Origin of the sequence: Kitasatospora sp. NPDC096140 (genome assembly GCF_040303045.1) — a bacterium.
GTDB lineage: Bacteria > Actinomycetota > Actinomycetes > Streptomycetales > Streptomycetaceae > Kitasatospora.
Genome location: NZ_JBEOUW010000078.1, coordinates 1 through 20,414 on the forward strand (window position 1 = coordinate 1; position 20,414 = coordinate 20,414).

General features: G+C 74.1%; 14 protein-coding genes. 7 read left to right on the forward strand and 7 right to left on the reverse strand.

Annotation, left to right across the window (positions count from 1 at the left end; translation table 11 throughout):
• The 4 genes from ABT048_RS40250 to ABT048_RS40265 all read right to left on the reverse strand — a co-directional run.
• Nucleotides 1-83 (reverse strand): biotin carboxylase N-terminal domain-containing protein (locus ABT048_RS40250; RefSeq protein WP_350526622.1); only part of this gene is annotated, 83 nt, incomplete at its 3' end.
• A 189-nt stretch (nucleotides 84-272) separates the two neighbouring features.
• Complete coding sequence (locus ABT048_RS40255) at nucleotides 273-1,259, reverse strand: hydroxymethylglutaryl-CoA lyase (RefSeq protein WP_402806284.1); 987 nt, start codon at nucleotides 1,257-1,259, stop codon at nucleotides 273-275.
• Nucleotides 1,256-3,574 (reverse strand): acetyl/propionyl/methylcrotonyl-CoA carboxylase subunit alpha, encoded by a 2,319-nt coding sequence (locus tag ABT048_RS40260; protein WP_350526613.1) that lies wholly within the window; start codon nucleotides 3,572-3,574, stop codon nucleotides 1,256-1,258. The genes ABT048_RS40255 and ABT048_RS40260 overlap by 4 nt, the downstream gene beginning before the upstream one ends.
• A 143-nt stretch (nucleotides 3,575-3,717) precedes the next feature.
• Nucleotides 3,718-5,430, reverse strand: coding sequence for a carboxyl transferase domain-containing protein (locus ABT048_RS40265; RefSeq protein WP_350526614.1), 1,713 nt, complete (start codon nucleotides 5,428-5,430; stop codon nucleotides 3,718-3,720).
• Nucleotides 5,431-5,557: 127 nt separating this feature from the next.
• Here ABT048_RS40265 and ABT048_RS40270 point away from each other — a divergent pair, with 127 nt between their 5' ends.
• Together ABT048_RS40270 and ABT048_RS40275 are read left to right on the forward strand one after the other, a co-directional pair.
• Nucleotides 5,558-6,265 (forward strand): TetR/AcrR family transcriptional regulator, encoded by a 708-nt coding sequence (locus ABT048_RS40270; RefSeq protein ID WP_350526615.1) that lies wholly within the window; start codon nucleotides 5,558-5,560, stop codon nucleotides 6,263-6,265.
• Nucleotides 6,266-6,655: 390 nt separating this feature from the next.
• Nucleotides 6,656-10,723, forward strand: a complete 4,068-nt coding sequence (locus ABT048_RS40275) for an ABC transporter ATP-binding protein (RefSeq protein WP_350526616.1) — start codon at nucleotides 6,656-6,658, stop codon at nucleotides 10,721-10,723.
• Nucleotides 10,724-10,858: 135 nt separating this feature from the next.
• On the opposite strand, the gene ABT048_RS40280 is transcribed toward ABT048_RS40275, so the two are convergent.
• On the reverse strand, nucleotides 10,859-11,809 hold the full coding sequence (locus ABT048_RS40280) for an ATP-grasp domain-containing protein (RefSeq protein ID WP_350526617.1): 951 nt from the start codon (nucleotides 11,807-11,809) through the stop codon (nucleotides 10,859-10,861).
• A 208-nt stretch (nucleotides 11,810-12,017) separates the two neighbouring features.
• Between ABT048_RS40280 and ABT048_RS40285 the strand changes: the two genes are divergently transcribed.
• Entirely contained in the window at nucleotides 12,018-12,563 is a 546-nt protein-coding gene (locus ABT048_RS40285; RefSeq protein WP_350526618.1) for an NUDIX hydrolase, read from the forward strand.
• Between the two features lie 103 nt (nucleotides 12,564-12,666).
• Here ABT048_RS40285 and ABT048_RS40290 read toward each other — a convergent pair whose 3' ends face one another.
• Together ABT048_RS40290 and ABT048_RS40295 are read right to left on the reverse strand one after the other, a co-directional pair.
• Entirely contained in the window at nucleotides 12,667-13,878 is a 1,212-nt protein-coding gene (locus ABT048_RS40290) for a hypothetical protein (protein ID WP_350526619.1), read from the reverse strand.
• A 216-nt stretch (nucleotides 13,879-14,094) separates the two neighbouring features.
• Nucleotides 14,095-15,153, reverse strand: coding sequence for an ABC transporter substrate-binding protein (locus ABT048_RS40295; RefSeq protein ID WP_350526624.1), 1,059 nt, complete (start codon nucleotides 15,151-15,153; stop codon nucleotides 14,095-14,097).
• Between the two features lie 415 nt (nucleotides 15,154-15,568).
• On the opposite strand from ABT048_RS40295, the gene ABT048_RS40300 reads away from it, so the two are divergent.
• The 4 genes from ABT048_RS40300 (at nucleotide 15,569) to ABT048_RS40315 (ending at nucleotide 20,278) form a co-directional block, all read left to right on the forward strand.
• A complete protein-coding gene (locus ABT048_RS40300; protein ID WP_402806269.1) occupies nucleotides 15,569-17,032 on the forward strand; it encodes an APC family permease in 1,464 nt (487 codons plus the stop codon).
• A 183-nt stretch (nucleotides 17,033-17,215) separates the two neighbouring features.
• Complete coding sequence (gene trpS, locus ABT048_RS40305) at nucleotides 17,216-18,340, forward strand: tryptophan--tRNA ligase (RefSeq protein ID WP_402806266.1); 1,125 nt, start codon at nucleotides 17,216-17,218, stop codon at nucleotides 18,338-18,340.
• Nucleotides 18,341-18,545: 205 nt separating this feature from the next.
• Nucleotides 18,546-19,508, forward strand: a complete 963-nt coding sequence (locus ABT048_RS40310) for a S66 peptidase family protein (RefSeq protein ID WP_350526620.1) — start codon at nucleotides 18,546-18,548, stop codon at nucleotides 19,506-19,508.
• Between the two features lie 101 nt (nucleotides 19,509-19,609).
• Nucleotides 19,610-20,278, forward strand: a complete 669-nt coding sequence (locus tag ABT048_RS40315; RefSeq protein ID WP_350526621.1) for a nucleoside/nucleotide kinase family protein — start codon at nucleotides 19,610-19,612, stop codon at nucleotides 20,276-20,278.
• The last annotated feature ends 136 nt before the right edge of the window (nucleotides 20,279-20,414 follow it).

A 20,414-nucleotide genomic window follows, 5' to 3' on the forward strand; every position in this document is an offset into this window, starting at 1 on the left:
GAGCGGACACCGAGCCGCCGCAGGGTGCGGATCACCCGGAGGGCGATCTCGCCGCGGTTGGCGACCAGAACTGTGTCGAACATGGGAGGCGTTCCTCCGGGTCGTGGGGAGCCGTACGAAGGAGGTGGCGGTGGGCGGTCGGGGGGGGGGGGGGGGGGGGGGCGGCGCGGCGGGGGGGGGGGGGGGGGGGGGGGTGGGGGGGCGGGGGGGGGGGGGGGGGGGCCGCCGCCCCCCCGCCCCCCGCCGCCCCCCCGGGGGGGGGGGCGGGGCGGTCAGCCCCGGGCGGCGCCGAGCAGCGCCTGGACGGTGCGGGACGGGCTCGGGCGGCCGAGGCGCTCGGCCATCCAGCCGCTGGTCGCGACGAGGGCGCGCAGGTCCACGCCGGTCCGGACGCCGAGTCCGTGCAGCATCCAGACCAGGTCCTCGGTGGCCAGGTTGCCGGTGGCGCTCTTCGCGTACGGGCAGCCGCCCAGGCCGCCCGCCGAGGCGTCCACCGTGGTGACGCCCTCGCGCAGCGCCGCCAGGGTGTTGCTGAGCGCCTGGCCGTAGGTGTCGTGGAAGTGCACGGCGAGCCGGTCGGCCGGCACCCCGGCCCGGGCGAAGCCGGTCAGCAGGGCGTTCACCTGGCCCGGGGTGGCCACGCCGATGGTGTCGCCGAGGCTCAGTTCGGAGCAGCCCATCTCCAGCAGCCGGACGCCGTGGCGGACCACCTGCGGGATCGGGACGGGCCCCTCCCACGGGTCGCCGAAGCACATCGAGAGGTAGCCGCGGACCGCGACCCCCGCCCCGGTCGCCCGGGTCACGACCGGCTGGAACATCGCCATGGCCTCGTCCGCCGAGCGGTTGAGGTTGCGGCGGGCGAAGGTCTCGGTGGCGCTGGCGAACACCGCGATGTCGCCGGCGTGGTGGGCGAGCGCGCGGTCCAGGCCGCGCTCGTTGGGCACCAGGACCGGCAGCCGCAGGCCGGGGTGGCGCTCCGGCAGCTCGGCGAGCCTGGGCATCAGGTCCTCGGCGTCGGCCAGCTGGGGCACCCACTTCGGGTGCACGAAGCTGGTGGCCTCGACGGTGCGCAGGCCGGCGGCGGCGAGCCGGGCGATGAACTCGGCCTTGACCTCGACGGGCACCAGGGCGCCCTCGTTCTGCAGGCCGTCGCGGGGGCCGACCTCGTGGATCCGGACCTCCTCGGGCAGGCCGGGGGCGCGGACGGGGTCGGGCAGGCCCAGGTCGAGGGCGTCGGGCTCGCGGGCGGGGGTGGTCACGACCGCACCTCCGCGGGTTCGGCGGGTTCGGCGGGCGCGGCGGGCGCGGCGGCAGTCCCGGTGGCGGTCTCCCCGGCCGCGGCCTCCTCGACCGGGGTGACCACGACCAGCAGGTCCTCCATCGCGACGGTGGCACCGGCGGTGGCCCGCAGCTCGGCGACCACGCCGTCGTGCGGCGCGGCGATCACGTGTTCCATCTTCATGGCCTCCAGCACGAGCAGGGGCTGGCCCTTGCGGACCGTCTCGCCCGCCGTGGTCTTGACGACGGTGACGGTGCCGGGCATCGGGGCGGTCAGGGCGCCGTGGTGGGCGCCGGCCCCGGCGGCGCGCTCGACGGCCGGGTCGTAGGCGTGCAGCGGCCAGGCGTCGCCCTCGATGCCGAGCCAGGTCACCGGTCCGGCGGCGAGGCCGGGGGTGGCGTCGGTGGCCAGCGAGAAGGTGGTCTGCAGGCCGTCGACGGTCAGGTGCAGCCGGTCGCCGGCCAGGGCCGCGCGGGCGCGGTGCACCGGCCCGTCGCCGAGTCGGAGCTCCACCTCGCGGGCCCGCCCGGCGGAATTGTCAGTGGCGTCGACTACGTTGCTCGCAGTGATCGAACGGATGCGCACCGACACCGGGTCCTGGCCGGGGGTACGGAGTCGGTGGGTGGTCCAGGCGGGGGTGCCGCTCAGGCGCCAGCCGGAGGGAAGGGAGAACGGGTCGGTCCAGCCGCCGGGGGTGGCGGCCGGGGTGAGTTCCAGGTGCCGTGCGAGCGCGGCCGCGAAGTAGAGGAGGTGCGCGGGCGACGGCGGTTCGGCCGCTGCGGCGTCGGTCCCGTTCCCGGGGTGGGCGGGCGTCGTGGCCTCGGCCGGAGCGGTTGCGTTGACGGGGGAGTACGACGCGGTGAGCAGGGCCGGCTGCTGCTGGGCGGTCTGCTCCACCAGGCCGGTGTCCAGTCGGCCGGCGGCGACCTCGGGGTGTGCGAGGAGCCGCCGCAGGAAGCCGGTGTTGGTGGTGACGCCCAGGATGCGGGTGTCGGCCAGCGCGGCGCGGAGCCGGCGCAGCGCGGTCGGGCGGTCGGGCCCGTACGCGATGACCTTGGCGAGCATGGGGTCGTAGGCGCTGGTGACGACGGTTCCGGGGGCGACCCCGGAGTCGACGCGGATGCCCTCGCCCCGGGGCTCGTCCAGGGTGAGGATGCGGCCGCCGGTGGGCAGGAAGTCCCGTTCCGGGTCCTCGGCGCAGATGCGGGCCTCGATGGCGTGGCCCAGGAAGGAGACGTCGGACTGGGCGAAGGAGAGCCGTTCGCCGGCGGCGACGCGCAGCTGCCACTCGACCAGGTCCAGCCTGGTCGCGTCGGCGCCGACGGCGACGGCGACGGCGAGTTCGGTGACGGGGTGTTCCACCTGGAGACGGGTGTTCATCTCCATGAAGAAGAAGTCCCGCACCCCCTCGGCGGCGGAGGCGGGGGCGTCCGGGTCGATGCCGGGGACGATGAACTCCACGGTGCCGGCCCCGGTGTAGCCGCAGGACTCCGCGGCGCGGACGGCCGCGGCGCCCATCGCGGCGCGGGTCTCGGCATTGAGGAGAACGGAGGGAGCCTCTTCGATCAGCTTCTGGTGGCGGCGCTGCAGGCTGCACTCGCGCTCGCCGAGGTGGACGGTGGTGCCGTGGGCGTCGGCCAGCACCTGCACCTCGATGTGGCGCGGCCGGTCGATCCAGCGCTCCAGCAGCAGGGTGTCGTCACCGAAGGCGGTCCGTGCGACGCGGCGGGCGCCGGCGATCTCGGCGGGCAGCTCGGCCGGGTCCCGCACGAGGCGCATGCCCTTGCCGCCGCCGCCGGCGGACGGCTTGAGCAGCACCGGGTAGCCGATCTCGTCGGCGGCGGCGACGAGTTCCTCGTCGGTGGGCGCTGTGGCCTGGCTGCCCGGGACCACCGGGACCCCGGCGGTCCGGACGGCTTCCTTGGCGTTGATCTTGTCGCCCATCAGCTCGACCGCACCGGGAGGCGGTCCGATGAAGACGAGGCCGGCGTCGGCGCAGGCGCGGGCGAAGCCGGCGTTCTCGGCGAGGAAGCCGTAACCGGGGTGGACGGCCTGGGCACCGGTGCGGCGGGCGGCGGCGAGGATCTGGTCGGTCCGCAGGTAGGTCTCGGCCGCCGAGCTTTCGCTGCGGTCGGCCGGGCCGAGCCGGACCGCGACGTCCGCCTCGCGGACGTGCGGGGCGTCGGCGTCCGCGTCGCTGAACACGGCGACCGAGCGGACACCGAGCCGCCGCAGGGTGCGGATCACCCGGAGGGCGATCTCGCCGCGGTTGGCGACCAGAACTGTGTCGAACATGGGAGGCGTTCCTCCGGGTCGAGGGGAGCCGTACGAAGGAGGTGGCGGTGGGCGGTCGGGCGCCGGCCCGGGGTCGGACCGGCGCCGTGGACGTCACACCCGGAAGGGAGGGATCACGAACGCAGGGGCGCCATGACGAGGGATCACATACGGAAGACGCCGTACGGGGCCGGCGGTGCCAGCGGGGCGTTGGCGCAGGCGGTGAGCGCGAGGCCGACGGCGGTGCGGGTGTCCATCGGGTCGATCACACCGTCGTCCCAGAGCCGGGCGGAGGCGTAGTAGGCGTTGCCCTGGCGCTCGTACTGCTCGCGGACGGGGCGCTTGAACTCCTCCTCCGCCTCGGTCGGCCACTGCTCGCCGTGTGCCTCCAGCTGGTCGCGGCGGACGGTGGCGAGGACGGAGGCCGCCTGCTCACCGCCCATCACGGAGATCTTGGCGCCCGGCCACATCCACAGGAAGCGGGGCGAGTAGGCCCGGCCGCACATCGAGTAGTTGCCGGCCCCGTACGAGCCGCCGATCACCACGGTGAGCTTCGGGACGCGGGTGCAGGCGACGGCGTTGACCATCTTGGCGCCGTGCTTGGCGATGCCGCCCGCCTCGTACTGCCGGCCGACCATGAATCCGGTGATGTTCTGCAGGAAGAGGAGGGGGATGCCGCGCTGGTCGCACAACTCGATGAAGTGGGCCCCCTTGAGGGCCGACTCGGAGAACAGCACGCCGTTGTTGGCGACGATGCCGACCGGGTGGCCGTGGATCCGGGCGAAGCCGGTGACCAGGGTCGCGCCGTACTCCGCCTTGAACTCGGCGAAGCGGCTGCCGTCCACCAGGCGGGCGATCACCTCGCGCACGTCGTAGGGCGTGCGCGGGTCGACCGGGACGGCCCCGTACAGGCCCGCCGGGTCCACGGTCGGCGGCTCGACGGCGGCGAGCGGCCAGGGCTTGGCCGCGCGGGGGCCGAGCCCGGCGACGATCGTGCGGACGATGGAGAGGGCGTGGGCGTCGTCCTCGGCCAGGTGGTCCGTCACGCCCGAGGTGCGGGAGTGCAGGTCGCCGCCGCCGAGCTCCTCGGCGGTGACCACCTCGCCGGTGGCGGCCTTCACCAGTGGCGGCCCGCCCAGGAAGATCGTGCCCTGGTTGCGGACGATCACGGCCTGGTCGCTCATCGCCGGGACGTACGCGCCGCCGGCCGTGCAGGAGCCGAGCACCGCGGCGATCTGCGGGATGCCCGAGGCGGAGAGCCTGGCCTGGTTGTAGAAGATCCGGCCGAAGTGGTCGCGGTCCGGGAAGACCTCGTCCTGCATCGGGAGGAAGGCGCCGCCGGAGTCCACCAGGTAGACGCAGGGCAGCCGGTTCTCCAGCGCGACCTCCTGGGCGCGCAGGTGCTTCTTCACCGTCATCGGGTAGTAGGTGCCGCCCTTGACGGTGGCGTCGTTGGCGACCACCACCACCTCGCGACCGGCGACCCGCCCGATGCCGGCGATCACCCCGGCCGCGGGCGCCGCCCCGTCGTACATCCCGTCGGCGGCCAGCGGGGCCAGCTCCAGGAAGGGCGAGCCCGGGTCGAGCAGGGTGTCCACCCGGTCGCGGGGCAGGAGCTTGCCGCGTGCGGTGTGCCGGGCGCGGGCCTTGGCGCCGCCGCCCTGGGCGGCCGCGTCGAGCTTCGAGCGCAACTCGGCGACCAGCTCCTGGTGCGCCTCGGTGTTGGCGCGGTAGGCCGCGGAGCCCGGGTCGACGGAGGTGCCGAGCCGGGGCGCCGGTGCGGCGGCTCCGGGCGGTAGGGCGGTCGGCGCCGCCGTCGTGCCGTTTGCCGCGCTGAGCTGGATGCCGGTGGCTGCGCCGGCGGTTGAGATGACCATTCCCAAGAGCTCCCTTGCCCTCGGCACCAGGTGGGCGCCTCGGCGCCCATGGGGTCCCACGTTAATTAACGTTAACTTACGCCGCCCAGGTTAACGACCGATAACCCGACTGTCTACGATGGACGGCATGCCGAACGTCCCCGCAACCTCCGCGCTCCCACGCCGCGACCAGATCCGCCGGGAGGCCGCGCGACTGTTCGCGGCCCGGGGCTTCCTCGGCGTGGGCGTGGACGAGATCGGCAAGGCCGTCGGGATCAGCGGTCCCGGGCTCTACCGCCACTTCGCCGGCAAGGACGCGATGCTCGCCGACCTGCTGATCGGCATCAGCGAGCGCCTGCTGGAGGAGGGGCGCCGCCGGGCGGGTGGTGGCGACGGTCCGGTGGCCGCGCTGGACGCGCTGATCGGCGGCCACGTCGACTTCGCCCTGGACGACCGCGACCTGATCACCCTGCACGACCGCGAGCTGCTGAACCTCAAGGAGGAGGACCGCCGTACGGTCCGCCGGCTCCAGCGTGGCTATGTCGAGCTGTGGGTGGACGTGGTCCGGCAGGCCTACCCGCCGCTGGCCGAGCCCGCCGCCGAGCCGGTGGCGCGCGCCGCCGTGCACGCCGTCTTCGGCCTGATCAACTCGACCCCGCACAGCGTCGGCTCGAACCCCGGCCAGGGCGAGCGGTCCGGCCAGGGCGAGCGGGTTGGTCAGGGCGAGCGGTCCGGCCAGGGTGAGCGGTCCGGTCTGCAGCGCGACGGCATGGCCGCCCTGCTGCACACCCTCGCCCACGGCGCCTTCGCCGCCGCCGCGGACGCGGCCGGCTCGGGCTCGTCGGTGCCCGAGTAGGAGCGGAGGCGTTCCGCTGGGAGCGGCGTCGTTCCGCCGGGCTGCGCTTCCCTGGGTCGCGTGCTTCCCCTGGGCTGCGCGCGTCCCGCCGGGTTTCGCTTCCCGCGCGGCACGGCCGCTTACGCGCGCGTCCCCGCCCGGAGGCCTAGGCCGAAAGGACTGCGCCGGACCACCCGCGGTCGCTGGGCACTGCACGGGCGGTCGGCGACCCTGGATGCGGGCGGTGGTCGATGTCGGCCGCGCGGATGTTCGATCGGGAATCTCTGCCGGCCGCGAGCTGTTGCCCAGTCCGCCGGACCGGACGATCCGGGCTGCCCCGGCCCGCCCCGAACCCACCCGGGTCGGAAACGCCGTGGCGGCCACCCGACGAAATGGTTAGCATCCCTAAATATGCCTGAGACTCACGGATCCACGGTGGAGCAATCCCCGAGCGGCCCACCGGCCCCCGGCTCGACGACCCCGGAGGCCGCCGTCGGCGAGCGCGCCGCCGGAACGGACGCCGCCGACGGGCGCACCGAGCCCGCCGGCTGGCTGCGCCGCCTCGTCGGATACAGCTGGCGGTCGCGCCGCAGCCTGCTGCTCGCCTTCGGCGCCTCGCTCCTCGGCATGGCCGTCACCGCGCTGGTGCCGCTGGTCACCAAGCTGATCATCGACGACGTCATCGTCGCCCACACCCGCTCGCTGGCCCCCTGGGCGGTGGTGCTGCTGCTGGCCGCCGTCGTGGTCTTCGGCTGCACCCAGGTCCGCCGCTACTACGGGGGCCAGCTCGCCCTAGACGTGCAGCACGACCTGCGCAGCGACCTGTTCCGGTCGCTCGGCCGGCTCGACGGCCACCGCCAGGACCGGCTGGACACCGGGCAGGTGGTCGGGCGTGCGACCTCCGACCTCCAGCTGGTCAACGGCCTGCTCTCGATGGTGCCGATGATGACCGGCTACCTGCTGATGTTCGTCATGTCGCTGATCGTGATGCTCTGGCTGTCCCCGCCGCTCACCCTGGTCGCCCTGGTCATGGCGCCCGCGCTGTGGTGGGTCTCCGTGCTCAGCCGCAAGCGCCTGTTCCCCTCCACCTGGGCAGCCCAGCAGGAGGCGGCCGCCGTCGCGGGCGTGGTGGACGGCGCGATCGGCGGCGTCCGCGTGGTCAAGGGCTTCGGCCAGGAGGCGCAGGAGCTCGACAAGCTGGAGCAGGCGTCCCGCAACCTGTTCGCCGCCCGGCTGCGTTCGATCCGGCTCAACGCCCGCTACAACCCGGCGATGCAGGCGATCCCGGCCCTCGCCCAGGTCGCCGTCCTGGCCTTCGGCGGCTGGCTGGCGGTCGACGGCCAGGTCTCGCTCGGGACCTTCGTCGCCTTCTCGACGTACGTGGCGCAGATGACCGGCCCGGTCCGGATGCTGACCATGATCATCACGGTGGGCCAGCAGGCCCGGGCGGGCGTGGAGCGCGTCCTGCAGCTGATCGACGAGCGCCCGCTGGTCCGGGAACGCCCGGACGCGCTCACCCTGGACCTCACCACGGACCCCGCCCCGGATCCGGCGCGCGACGACATCCCGTCCGGCACCGCCCCGTCCGGCACCGCCCCGTCCGGCGCCCTCGCGCACGGCACCGTCCGGGCGGGCGACGCCCCGCGGCGGACCACCGTCGGCCCCCGGACCCTCGACGTCGCCCTGGAGTTCGACCAGGTCGAGTTCCGCTACGACCCCGAGCACCCCGCACCCGTGCTGCACGGCCTCAGCCTGAAGCTGGCCCCCGGCGAGACCCTCGCCGTGGTCGGCGCCTCCGGCTCCGGCAAGTCGACGGTGGCCCAGCTGGTGCCCCGCTTCTACGACCCGGCCGCCGGTGCCGTCCGCCTCTACGGTCACGACCTGCGGGACCTCACCCTGGACTCGGTCCGGGCGACGGTCGGCATCGTCCCGGAGGAGAGCTTCCTGTTCTCCGAGTCGGTCCGCACCAACATCGCCTACGGCCGCCCGGACGCCACGGACGAGCAGGTGGTCGCCGCCGCGCGCGCCGCCCAGGCCGACGAGTTCGTCCGTGCGCTCCCGGACGGTTACGAGACCAGGGTCGGCGAGCAGGGCCTGACCCTCTCCGGCGGCCAGCGCCAGCGCATCGCCCTGGCCCGGGCGATCCTCACCGACCCCCGGATCCTGCTGCTGGACGACGCCACCTCGGCGGTGGACCCGCAGGTCGAGGCGGAGATCCACGACGCGCTGCGCTCGGTGATGACCGGCCGCACCACGCTGCTGATCGCCCACCGCCGTTCGACCCTCCAGCTCGCCGACCGGATCGCCGTCCTGGACCACGGCCGCCTGCTGGACCTCGGTACGCACGAGGAACTCGAAGCCCGATGTCCCCAGTACCGGGCGCTGATCACCGACCCCGAGGCGGGTCGTCCGCAGAGCGGGGCACCCGCCGAACCGCAGGCCGATCCGGCCGCCGACGCGACGGCCGCCCGGCACCAGGACTCCCGGCAGCCGTCGGCCGTGCAGGCGCCCGACCGGAAGCCGTCCGACCGGAAGCCGTCCGCCGAGCAGCCGACCGCTCCCACCACCCCCGAGCTCCCGACCCCCGAGCTCCCCACCCCCGCCCTGTCCAAGGCCGCCCGCACCGCGGACCCCGACCTGCTGGACAAGGTCGCCGCCCTCCCGCCCGCCGCCGACACCCCGGCCGTCGCCCGCCCCGAGGCCGAGGCCGGCGACCCGGACTTCAGCCTGAGCCGCCTGCTGCGCCCCTTCCGCACTCCGCTGCTCATCGCCCTGCTGCTGGTCGCGCTGGACGCGGCGGCCGGGCTGGTCCTGCCGGTGCTGATCCGGCACGGCATCGACGAGGGCGTCCGCAAGAGCCTGATGTCCGGCGTCGCGGTGGCCTCGCTCACCGCGCTGGTCGTGGTGCTGCTGGACTGGCTGGTGCAGGGTGCCGAGAACCGGGTCAGCGGCCGCACCGGTGAGCGTGTCCTCTACACGCTCCGGCTGAAGATCTTCGCCCACCTCAACCGGCTCGGCCTGGACTACTACGAGCGCGAGCTGACCGGCCGGATCATGACCCGGATGACCACGGACCTGGACTCGCTGACGTCCTTCCTGCAGACCGGCATGGTCACGGCCGTGGTCAGCCTGCTGACCTTCGCCGGGATCTTCGCCGCCCTGCTGATCATCGACGCCGGCCTGGCCCTGGTGGTCTTCGCGGTGCTGCCGCTGCTGGTGATCGCCACGCTGGTGTTCCGCAAGAAGTCCAAGGACCAGTACGAGCGCTCCCGCGACCTGATCAGTGCCGTCAACGCCGACCTCCAGGAGAACGTGGCCGGCATGCGGATCGTGCAGGCGTTCCGCCGCCTGGACACCAACACCGACCGCTTCGTGGCGCGCGGCATCGCGTACCGCGAGGCCCGGGTCCGCGCGCAGCTGTACATCTCGCTGTACTTCCCGTTCGTCCAGTTCCTCTCCAGCGTGGCCGCCGCGCTGGTGCTGATCGTCGGCGCCGCCCGGGTCGACGCCGGAACGCTGACGGTCGGCGCGCTGGTCGCGTACCTGCTCTACATCGACCTGTTCTTCGCACCGGTGAACCAGCTGTCCCAGGTCTTCGACGGCTACCAGCAGGCCTCGGTGGGCCTCGGCCGGATCCGCGAGCTGCTGCGCACGCCGACGACCACGGCCCCGGCGGCCGACCCGGTCCCGGTGCCCAAGGGGCTGCGCGGCGAGATCGACTTCGAGGGAGTCGGCTTCGCCTACAACGGCGGTGCCGACGGCGCCCCGAAGGTGCTGGCCGACGTGAACCTGCACATCCCGGCCGGGCAGACGGTGGCGCTGGTCGGTGAGACCGGCGCCGGGAAGTCGACGCTGGTGAAGCTGGTCGCCCGGTTCTACGACGCGACCGAGGGCACCGTCCGGGTGGACGGGGTCGACCTCACCCGCTACGACCTGGCGCAGTACCGCCACCGTCTGGGCGTGGTGCCGCAGGAGGCCTACCTGTTCGCCGGCACGGTCCGCGAGGCCATCGCGTACGGCCGGCCGGGCGCCTCGGCCGAGGAGGTGGAGGCGGCGGCCCGGGCGGTGGGCGCGCACGACATGATCGTCCGGCTCTCGGGCGGCTACGACCACGAGGTGGCCGGCCGCGGCCGCAACCTCTCGGCGGGTCAGCGCCAGCTGATCGCGCTGGCCCGGGCCGAACTGGTCGACCCGGACGTCCTGTTGCTCGACGAGGCCACCGCGGCGCTCGACCTCGCCACCGAGGCGGCGGTCAACCACGCCGCGGACCGGCTCAGCGGCGGTCGGACCACGCTGGTCATCGCCCACCGCCTGACCACCGCCGAGCGCGCCGACCGGGTGATCGTGCTGGACCACGGACGGGTGGTCGAGGACGGCACCCACACCGAACTGCTCGCCCTGGACGGCACCTACGCCCGGCTCTGGCAGGCGTTCATCGCGGACGGCCACCCGGCCGCCGAGACCGTCGCCGCCGGGTAGCCCCCGGGCCGCTCCCCGGACGGGCCCGGTCCGGGGAGCGCTCTGCCCGCGATCCGCCGGGCGGCCCGCCGGGCGCGACCCATCGGGGGAGACCGTCACACGAGGCCCGTCACGCGAGACCCGTCACGAGACCCGTCAGGCGGTGATCAGCGAGGTCAGCAGCCCCGAGGGGTCGATTCCGCGCGGCAGGTCGCTCACCTGTCCGTCCCCGACCTCGACCACCCGCCAGCCGGAGCCGTCGGCCCGGCTGGCGAGGTCGGTGGTGACGAAGCGGCAGCCGAGCCTCCGGACCAGCGCCCGGACCTCGGTGAGGTCGGGCTCGACGTTCCGGCGCGGGGCGTCCGGATGCGGCCCGACCAGGATCGGCCGGCCGTCCAGCCACCACACCCGCGCCTCCACGGCCCGCCCGCCCGTACCCGGCCCGCCCCCCTTGCCACCCCCGGAGCCCCCGGAGCCGCCGGCGCCCTCAGCGCCGTCGGCGTGCTCGAACTCCTCGTAGCGCCGCAGCACCACCCCGCCGGCCAGGAACTCGCCCTGCAGCTCGACGAACCGCCGCACCACCCGCCCGACGGCCGGCAGGTCGGCCAACTCCGGTACGTAGCAGGCCTCGTGCCACTCGTGCTTGCGGGACTTCACGTAGTCCTTGACGATCGCCGGGCCGCTCCCGCCGATTCGGGCCACGGCTGCCGACAGCTCCTGTGGCCCGGGTGCCACCGGTCCGTCCGACGGGATCCAGGCACTCGCCGGTGTCGCCCCCTCGAACACGCCGTACCAGCCGGGCAGTTCATGCGCTGCCGCGTAACCGGGCGCGCTGGTCAGCAGGTTGCCGCCGTGTGCCGTGAGCGCGGCGGCGAAGTCGGCGTACCGGGCGGAGGGGAGCATCCACCCCCGGTACCAGAGCGGTCCGCTGTCCCGCGGCACCCGCCGGACCGCCTCCGGGGCCCGTCCGGCGAGCAGCGCGTCGTGGTCGACGAGGTGGTGCTCGCCACCCAACTCCCGCAGCAGCCTGGCTTCCCACGCGAAGTGCGGATCGGGCCGGCGCGGGTTGAGCGGATCGACGGGGAAGATGATCGCGGGTACGGGCATGGCCGTCAGGGTACGGCGAACGGGCAGGTCCGGCGCCCGCGCCAGGCGGTTCGGAGGCCAGAAGGACCCGAAGGACCCCAGGGATGGGATGTGAAGGCCCCCGAGGACTCGAAGGGCTTGAAGGACTCGAAGGGCTCGCAGCGCTCGAAGGCCGGACGGAGCGGCGCATCCGCTCGACGTTCCGGGGGCCCACTGCGAGAGTGATCCGATGCGAAACCCGATGCGCAATCTGCTGCGCCCCCACAAGCGCGTGCCGCGACAGGCCGCCCGCACGGTGGTCCTGGACGAGGACGGCTCGGTGTTCCTGCTCCGTTCGGACAACGACGAGGTCGGCGTCCACTGGACGATGCCGGGTGGCGGACTGGAGGCGGGCGAGTCCCCGTGGGAGGGGGCCCGGCGCGAGCTGTGGGAGGAGACCGGCTGGACCGACCTCGAACCCGGCCCGCTGCTCTGCACCTGGGAACACGACTTCACCTGGCACGGCACCCCGGTGCGCCAGCACGAGCACATCTACCTCACCGGTGGACCGCATCGCGGCCCGGTCGGTGACGTCAGCGCGGTGCACGCCGTCGACCGGATCCTCGACTGGCGCTGGTGGACCCCGGCCGACCTCGCCGACGAGAACGCCGACGCACTGTGGCCGCCCCGGCTTCCGGAGCTGCTGGACGCCGTCCGCCGGGGCTGGGCCGTGGACGGCAACCCGCCGGTGCCCGTCGACCTCGGGTACGTCCCGAACGCCCCGGCGGTCCGCTGACCGTCGACCGGCAGCGGCCCACCCCCCTACCCACCCCGCGGGGGCCGGCGGCACCCGTCCGGCGGTGTCGGGGGCGGGGGTCGCCAGGCGTCGGCGCGTGCTGTCAGGGCCGCCCGCGGCGTCGGCCCCGCGTGCCGGGACCGGTCTCCCAGCCGTGCAGTTCCAGCTCCCGGTCGTGCAGCGCGCTCGGGTTCATCAGCACCGTCAGCCGGGCGCCCGCGAGTTGCTCGTAGCCGAGACCGGTCGCGGTCAGCAGCTGCTCGGTCGACACCGAGACGGCGATGGCGGGGCGCCAGGAGGGCAGCACCACCAGGCTGGTGCCGCGGCCGACCCGGATCGGCTCGGCCGCCACCCGGACCGGCGCCCGCTCCTCCGGCCGACCGACGGGCTCGGGCAGACCGGGGTTCCCACCGATCAGAATGCCGAGCTGCGGTTCGGTGTGCGGCGCCTCGGCGTGGAGGGCACCGCCGTCCAGGGGTGCCGCGGTCGCGGCGCCGGCCCCCGGCGCCACCTGATCCGCCACCGCCCCCGCCGTACCGCCGAGTTCGCCCGTCCGTGCGGCGGCACCCGGGAGGCCCGCCCCGGCGGGGCCGGCCGCGGCCGTCTCCCGTGCGGTCGCCTCCTGCCCGTCCGGTGTGGCCTGAGGGTGCATCCGGCGCAGTCGGCGCGAGGGCGACGGCCGCAGGGGCCCGAAGGCCCGCAGCTCCTCGCGCACCGAACGCTGCGCCGGTACGGACGGGACGCCCTCCGGCGGTGCGACGACCGACGGGAAGCGGACGAACCCGACCGCGGCCTCGGCCTCGACGTCAGCCCCGGCCCCTGCCTCGGTGACGCCGCTGCTCCCGGCTCCGCCGTCGGCCTCCTCCTTCTTCTTCTCCTCCTCCTCGCCGAGCATCGCCCGGACCTCCGCGACCGGCCGACGGCACGCGGCCGCCAGCTCGGCGACCGAGCGGCCCTCGGTCCGTGCGGCCCGCAGCCGTTCGGCGAACGCCGCCCGCAGCCGTGCCGCCGTCGGGTCGCCGTCCACCACGGAGGGGTCCGGCACGGAGACCCGCGCGGGGAGGGCGAGCGCGTCCGCGTCGTCCCGGCTGCGCGGCTGCGGCACCGAGTCGTGGCGGGGCGAGGGGGCCCGGCGGATCACGCCGTCGGTGGACCCGGGCGCGACCGTGCCCGTCTCGACCGCGGTCGCGATCGAGCACATCGGGCCGGCCGCGGCGGCCGGCCCGGGTACGGCGGGCGGGGGTGCGGATCCGGCGCTCTCCCCGGGCGGGCCGGGCAGGCGCGGATCGGTTGCGGCGAGGTGGGGCGAGGTCATCGGCGGGCCCTTCGGGGGACGGTCCCGACGATCCTCCCGCACCGCGCGACCAGCTCCAAGCGTCCGACCCGGCGGTGTGCGTGCGACCACCGCACGACCACGCGAGGGCATCCGGAAGGATCCGCGGGAGGACCAGCCCGAGGACCCCCGCGAGGACTTCCGGCAGATCGCCGCCGCGCCGCCGCCCGCGCCGCCGCCCGTGCCGACGGCGCCCGGTCAACTGCCGGGCGCGACGAACCCCTTGAGGTCGGCGAGGACCGCGTTCGCCGCCATGACACCGAGCCCGAGGAACCAGGTCTCGTCCGAAACCGGGCGGGCCTGCCCGGACTTGACCGCTCCGAGGGTCTTCCAGAGCGCGCCGCCCAGCACCGTGTCCTGGTTGGTCGAGCTGGGGCTGCCGTACACGCCGTAGAAGATCCAGTCGGCGTCGGCCTTGTCGATCTGCTCCGGGCCGACCTCCACCGCGAGCTCCTTGACCTGCTCGATCGCGGGCTGCGGCAGCGGAACGTCGGTGAGGACGGTGCCGATGAAGGAGAGTTCGGCGTAGAGCCGGGTGCGGCCCGGCATGAAGCGCAGGGGTGTGATGGTGGGCCGCTTGTCGCCGAGCCCGGCGCCGATCGCGGTGGCCGCCGCTCGGTAGGCGTCGAGCTGCGCCCCAGCCTCGGCCTCCAGGCCGAACGTGCTCGCGTTGAGCAGGAAGTTCTGCTTCCAGGGGTAGCCGGGGCGGAGCGAGAAGACGGTCGGTGCGATCTTGGACAGCTGTGCGTACTGGTCCTGGGCGCGCAGCCGGCTGCCGAGGATCAGGTCCGGCTTGAGCGCGGCGATCGCCTCCAGGTTGAGGCTGTTGATGGTGCCGACGGCGGCGGGGCTGCCGGCCTTGTCCCTGAGGTAGGACGGCAGGGACTTGGAGGCGTCGGCGTGGACGACGCCGACCGGCTGGATGCCGAGCGAGACGACGTTGTCGAGCTCGCCGGTGTCCAGCACCACGACCCGGGTGGGCCTGGCCGGGATGACGCTCTCGCCCATCGCGTGCTTGACGGTCCGCGGGTAGACGCCGGGTGCGGCGTCGGTGCCGAAGCCCTTCATCTTCTCGACGACGGTGGCGTAGTCGTCGCCGCCCTGCTTGACCGACTTCTGGTCGGGCGCGAAGCCACCACCCGGGGCCGATCCGCCGGAGCCGCCGGAGCCGCCGGCGCCGGCCGAACCACCGGAGCCGCCCGAGCTGCCGCAGGCGGCGAGCAGGCCGCCGAGGCCGAGCACCGCCCCGCCGGCGATCCCGGCCCGGAGGAACCTGCGGCGGTCGGGGGTACGGGGGGCGGGGGCCAGATCGTCGGAGGTGGGGGCCACGCGACGCTCCTTCACGGGTCGGAACGGGGAGATCGAACTTAGGTGAGGCTAACCTATATCGATCTGGACCGTGCGCTACCGCGAGAAGGATCCGGAGGGGGGAGTCAAGAGGGGAAAAGTCATCGTAAGTGCATAAAATCACCAAGAGTTGGTCTATTCAACATTCCGTGTCCGCACTTAGAGTGCGCTGGTGTTTGATCAGCAGCTCTCAGAGCACACGAGTAGCGGCCGGGCAACGGCGCCCGGCGCTCCGCAGGGTGCCCCGGTCAGTGGCACCAGTGGTGGAGTCCCCGACCCGGGGACGGCCGGGGGAGCGGGGGACAAGGGTCTACGGGGCGGTTCCGTGGGCCTGCTGGGCAGTGTGGTGCTGGGCGTCTCGACGGTCGCCCCGGTCTACTGCCTGACCGCGACGCTCGGCCCGACCGTCACCGCGGTCGGCGTCCGGATGCCCGCGGTCTTCCTGGCCGGCTTCCTGCCGATGCTGCTCGTCGCGTTCGCCTACAAGGAGCTGAACAAGGACTTCCCGGACTGCGGAACGTCCTTCACCTGGACCGCCAAGGCCTTCGGCCCCCGGGTCGGCTGGATGGCCGGCTGGGGGCTGACCGTCGCGACGATCATCGTGCTCTCCAACCTGGCCGGGGTGGCGACCGAATTCCTCTACCTGATGCTCGGCGAGATGACCGGCAGCGGCTGGGTCGCCGATCTCGACCGGAACACGGCCGTCCACCTGCTCACCGTCGTCCTGCTGATAGCCGGTGCCACCGCGATGAGCTACCGGGGGATGACCGCCACCAAGTGGTTCCAGTACGGCCTGGTCGGGCTCCAGCTGGCCGTGCTGCTGCTGTTCGCGGCGATCGCCGTCGGCAAGGCCGCCGCCGGTGACCTGCCCGACTCGATCGGCTTCTCCTTCTCCTGGCTCGACCCGCTCCAGGTCGGCTCGTTCAGCGCGTTCACCGCCGGACTGTCGCTGTCGATCTTCATGTACTGGGGTTGGGACACCTGCCTCACCATGAACGAGGAGACCCTCGGGAGCGCCAAGACCCCCGGCCGCGCCGCGATGATCTCCATGGTCACCCTGGTCGGCTCGTACCTGCTGGTCGCGATCGCCGCCCAGATGTTCGCCGGCGTCGGCACCACCGGCACCGGTCTGGGCAACCCGGAGACCGCCGACAACGTCTTCGCCGCGCTGGCCCGCCCGGTGCTCGGTTCGCCGTGGAGCATCCTGCTCTTCCTGGCCGTGGTCGCCAGCGCAGCCGCCAGCCTGCAGACCACCTTCATCCCGGTGGCCCGCACCCTGCTCGCGATGAGTGCCTACCGCGCCGTGCCGCCGCGCTTCGGCGCCGTCCACCCGCGCTTCCGCACCCCCGGCTACGCCACCGTGGCGGCCGGCATCGCCACCGCCGTCTTCTACGTCGGCATGAGCCTGATCAGCGAGAACGTCGTCGAGGACACCATCCTGGCGCTCGGCCTGATGATCTGCTTCTACTACGCGCTGACCGCCTTCGCCTGCGTCTGGTACTTCCGCCGCTCGCTGCGCACCGGCCCGCGCGACCTGCTGCTCAAGGGCATCGCCCCGTTCCTCGGCGGCCTGCTGCTGAGCGGGGTCTTCCTGCAGACCCTCACCGACGCCTGGGCCCCCGACTACGGCAGCGGAGCCGTCCTCGGCATCGGTTCGGTGTTCGTCATCGGCGTCGGCATCCTGCTGCTCGGCGCGCTGCTGATGACCTGCTACGGCCTGGTGCGGCCGGAGTTCTTCCGCGGCGAGACGCTGCGCAAGGAAACTCCCGCGCTGGTGATGGAGGACTGACGCTACGCTTGGGCGCATGAAGCGCTTCGTGGGCCTGTGCTGGTGGCCGTCCTAGGACGGCCACCAGCACTCGCCTGACCAGGGCCGTCCGGGATGGACGGCCCTGTTGCGTTTTCCCCGCTCTCCCGCGGGACGGGCCCCTCGCCCCGGACGGCCGCCACACCGCCGCACCGAGGAGAACCCGTGACCACCGAGACCGCCGCCCCGCCCGTCCCTTCCGCGACCTCCGCGACCGCCGCTGCTGCGCCCGCCGCCGCTGCGGCCGCCGCTGCGCCCGGCACTGCCGTCGCCGAGTCCGCCCTGATCGACGACCCGACCGCCCACCGCGTCCTCACCGGGGACCGCCCCACCGGCCCGCTCCACCTCGGCCACTACTTCGGCACCCTGCGCAACCGCGTCCGACTGCAGGACCAGGGCGTCGAGATGTTCGTCGTGGTCGCCGACTACCAGGTCATCACCGACCGCGACCTCGCCGACCGGCTCGCCGAGCACACCGAGAACCTCGTCCTCGACTACCTCGCGGCCGGCCTCGACCCCGAGCGGTCCACGATCTTCGCGCACAGCGCCGTTCCCGCCCTCAACCAGCTGCTGCTGCCCTTCCTCAGCCTGGTCAGCGTCGCCGAACTGAACCGGAACCCCACCGTCAAGGACGAGATCGCCCACTCCCGCCAGTCCGCGGTGAGCGGGCTGATGTTCACCTACCCCGTCCACCAGGCCGCCGACATCCTCTTCTGCAAGGCCGACCTCGTCCCGGTCGGTCAGGACCAGCTGCCCCACCTCGAAGTCGCCCGCACCGTCGCCCGCCGCTTCAACGAGCGCTACCCGCACGCCGACGGCAGCGCCGTCTTCCCCCGCCCGCAGGCCCTGCTCTCCGACGCCCCGATGCTGCTCGGCACCGACGGCGGAAAGATGAGCAAGAGCCGGGGCAACGCCGTCGCCCTGGGCGCCACCGAGGACGAGACCGCCCGGATCATCCGCGGCGCCAGGACCGACGCCGACCGCCGCATCGGCTACGACCCGGTCGACCGCCCCGAGGTTTCCAGCCTCGTCCTGCTCGCCGCGCTCTGCCAGGACCGCGCCCCCGAGGCCGTCGCCGAGGAGATCGGGGACGGCGGCGCCGCCGCGCTCAAGCGCGTCGTCACCGAGTCCGTCAACGAGTACCTCCGGCCGCTGCGCGCCCGCCGCGCCGAGCTCGCCGCCGACCGCGGACACCTCCGGCAGGTCCTGCGCGACGGCGCCGAGCGGGCCAATGCCGTCGCCGACGCCACCCTGAGGGAGGTCCGGGAGGTGATGGGCGCCGCGATCTGAAGAGCCCTCACCCCGGCGGGCCCGCACGCCGCGGACGTCCGCGCCCGGGCGCCGTCCGTCGGGTCCCGCCCTTACGACCCCCGTCCTTCGGGTACCGCCCCTCGGACATCGGCCGGTCACCGCGGGGGCATATCGTCACCGGGCGGCCGCGACCACACGGCGGCCGTCCGTCCCCCGCTCCCGCGCCCGAAAGGCGGCCCGGCCCATGGACCAGCACCCGACCACACCCGGCCAGGGGCTGACCCGTCCGCCGCACCTGCGCCCCGGCGACCACATCGCCGTCGTCGCCACCAGCGGCCCGATCGAACCCGAACGCCTCACCGCCGGCTGCGCGATCCTCCGCTCCTGGGGGCTGCGCGTCACCGTCGCCCCGCACGTCCTCGACACCCACCCCGCCCTCGGCTACCTCGCCGGCACCGACGCGGACCGTGCCGCCGACCTCCAGAGCGCCTGGCTCGACCCCACCGTCGACGCCGTCATCTGCGCCCGCGGCGGCTACGGGGTGCACCGGATGGTCGACCTGCTCGACTGGACGGCGATGCGTGCCGCCGCACCCAAGCCCTTCATCGGCTTCAGTGACGTCAGCTCCCTGCACGAGGCCTTCGCCCGGCACCTGGGCCTCGTCACCTTCTACGGGCCGCTGGCTGCGGGCGCCTCCTTCATCTCCGACGGTCCCACCGCCGAGCACCTGCGCCGCACCCTCTTCGACCCCGCCGCCACCACGGTCCTCACCTCGGCCACCGCCGGCCCGCTCGTCCCCGGCCGCGCCCGAGGCGTCACCGCCGGAGGATGCGTCCACGTCCTCGCCGCCGAGCGCGGCACACCGGCGGCCCGTCCCTCCTACGAGGGCAGCATCCTGGTGCTCGAAGACGTCAACGAGCACCCGTACCAGCTGGACCGCCTCCTCACCCAGTTCCTGCGCTCCGGCGCCCTCGACGGCGTGGCCGGCATCGCCCTCGGCTCCTGGGAAGGCTGCGGACGGCCCGAGCGGGTCCGCGAGGTGATGCTCGACCGGCTCGGCGGACTCGGCATACCGGTGCTCTGGGAGCTGGGCTTCGGCCACTGCCCGTCCACCCTGACCGTTCCGCTGGGCGTCCCCGCCCTGCTCGACGCCGACGCCGGCACGCTCACCCTCGACGCGCCCGCGCTGGCCGAGCGGGCGGCCTAGGCGTCCGGTCGTCGAAGGCCCATGTCGTCGGAGGCCGGGGGGTCGAAAGACGGGTCGTCGAAGGCCCGGTTCCTCGGGCCCCCGGTGAGTAAGGTGCGGCCATGAACGAGGACCGCCTCACCGACCTTGCCCTCGGCTTCCTCCGCGGCCCGGGCAGCAACGCCCGCACGATCCTCGGACTTGCCGGCCCGCCCGGTGCCGGCAAGTCCACCCTGGCCCGCCACCTGGTCGCCGAGGTCGAGCGCGCCGAAGGACCGGGCACCGCCGCCTACGTCCCGCTCGACGGCTTCCACCTCTCCGGGGCCCAGCTCGACCGCCTGGGCCTGACCCACCGCAAGGGCGCCCCGGCGACCTTCGACGCCCACGGCTACGTCGCCCTGCTGCGCCGCATCGCCGCCGACCGCTTCCAGGACATCTACGTCCCGGACTTCGACCGCACCCTGGACGAACCGGTCGCCGCCCGCCACGTGGTCCGCCCGCACACCCGCCTCGTCATCACCGAGGGCAACTACCTCGCGTCCGCCGACACTCCGTGGCCGGACGCCCGCCGCCTGCTGCGCGAACTCTGGTACGTCCACGCCGACGACACCGTCCGCGAGGAGCGACTCCTCGGCCGCCACCGCGCCGGCGGCCGCGACGAGGCCGGCGCCCGGCATTGGGTCACCGGCAACGACCACCCCAACGGTGAGTACGTGAAGCCCGGGCAGGCGCTCTGCACCCGGACCGTCTCCGGGACGGGCGGGTTTGCCTTCGAGGCCGGACAGGCGTAGTGTTTCCTAGTCGCTCGGCAGGGAGCACCGGACACGCATCGGCGCGGACGGTCCCGGGGCGGCCAATCCTCTGAAACACCACTTCCCAGGTTCGGGCTGGGTTGCGTTCGCATTTCTGCGTCGCGGCTCGGTTCTT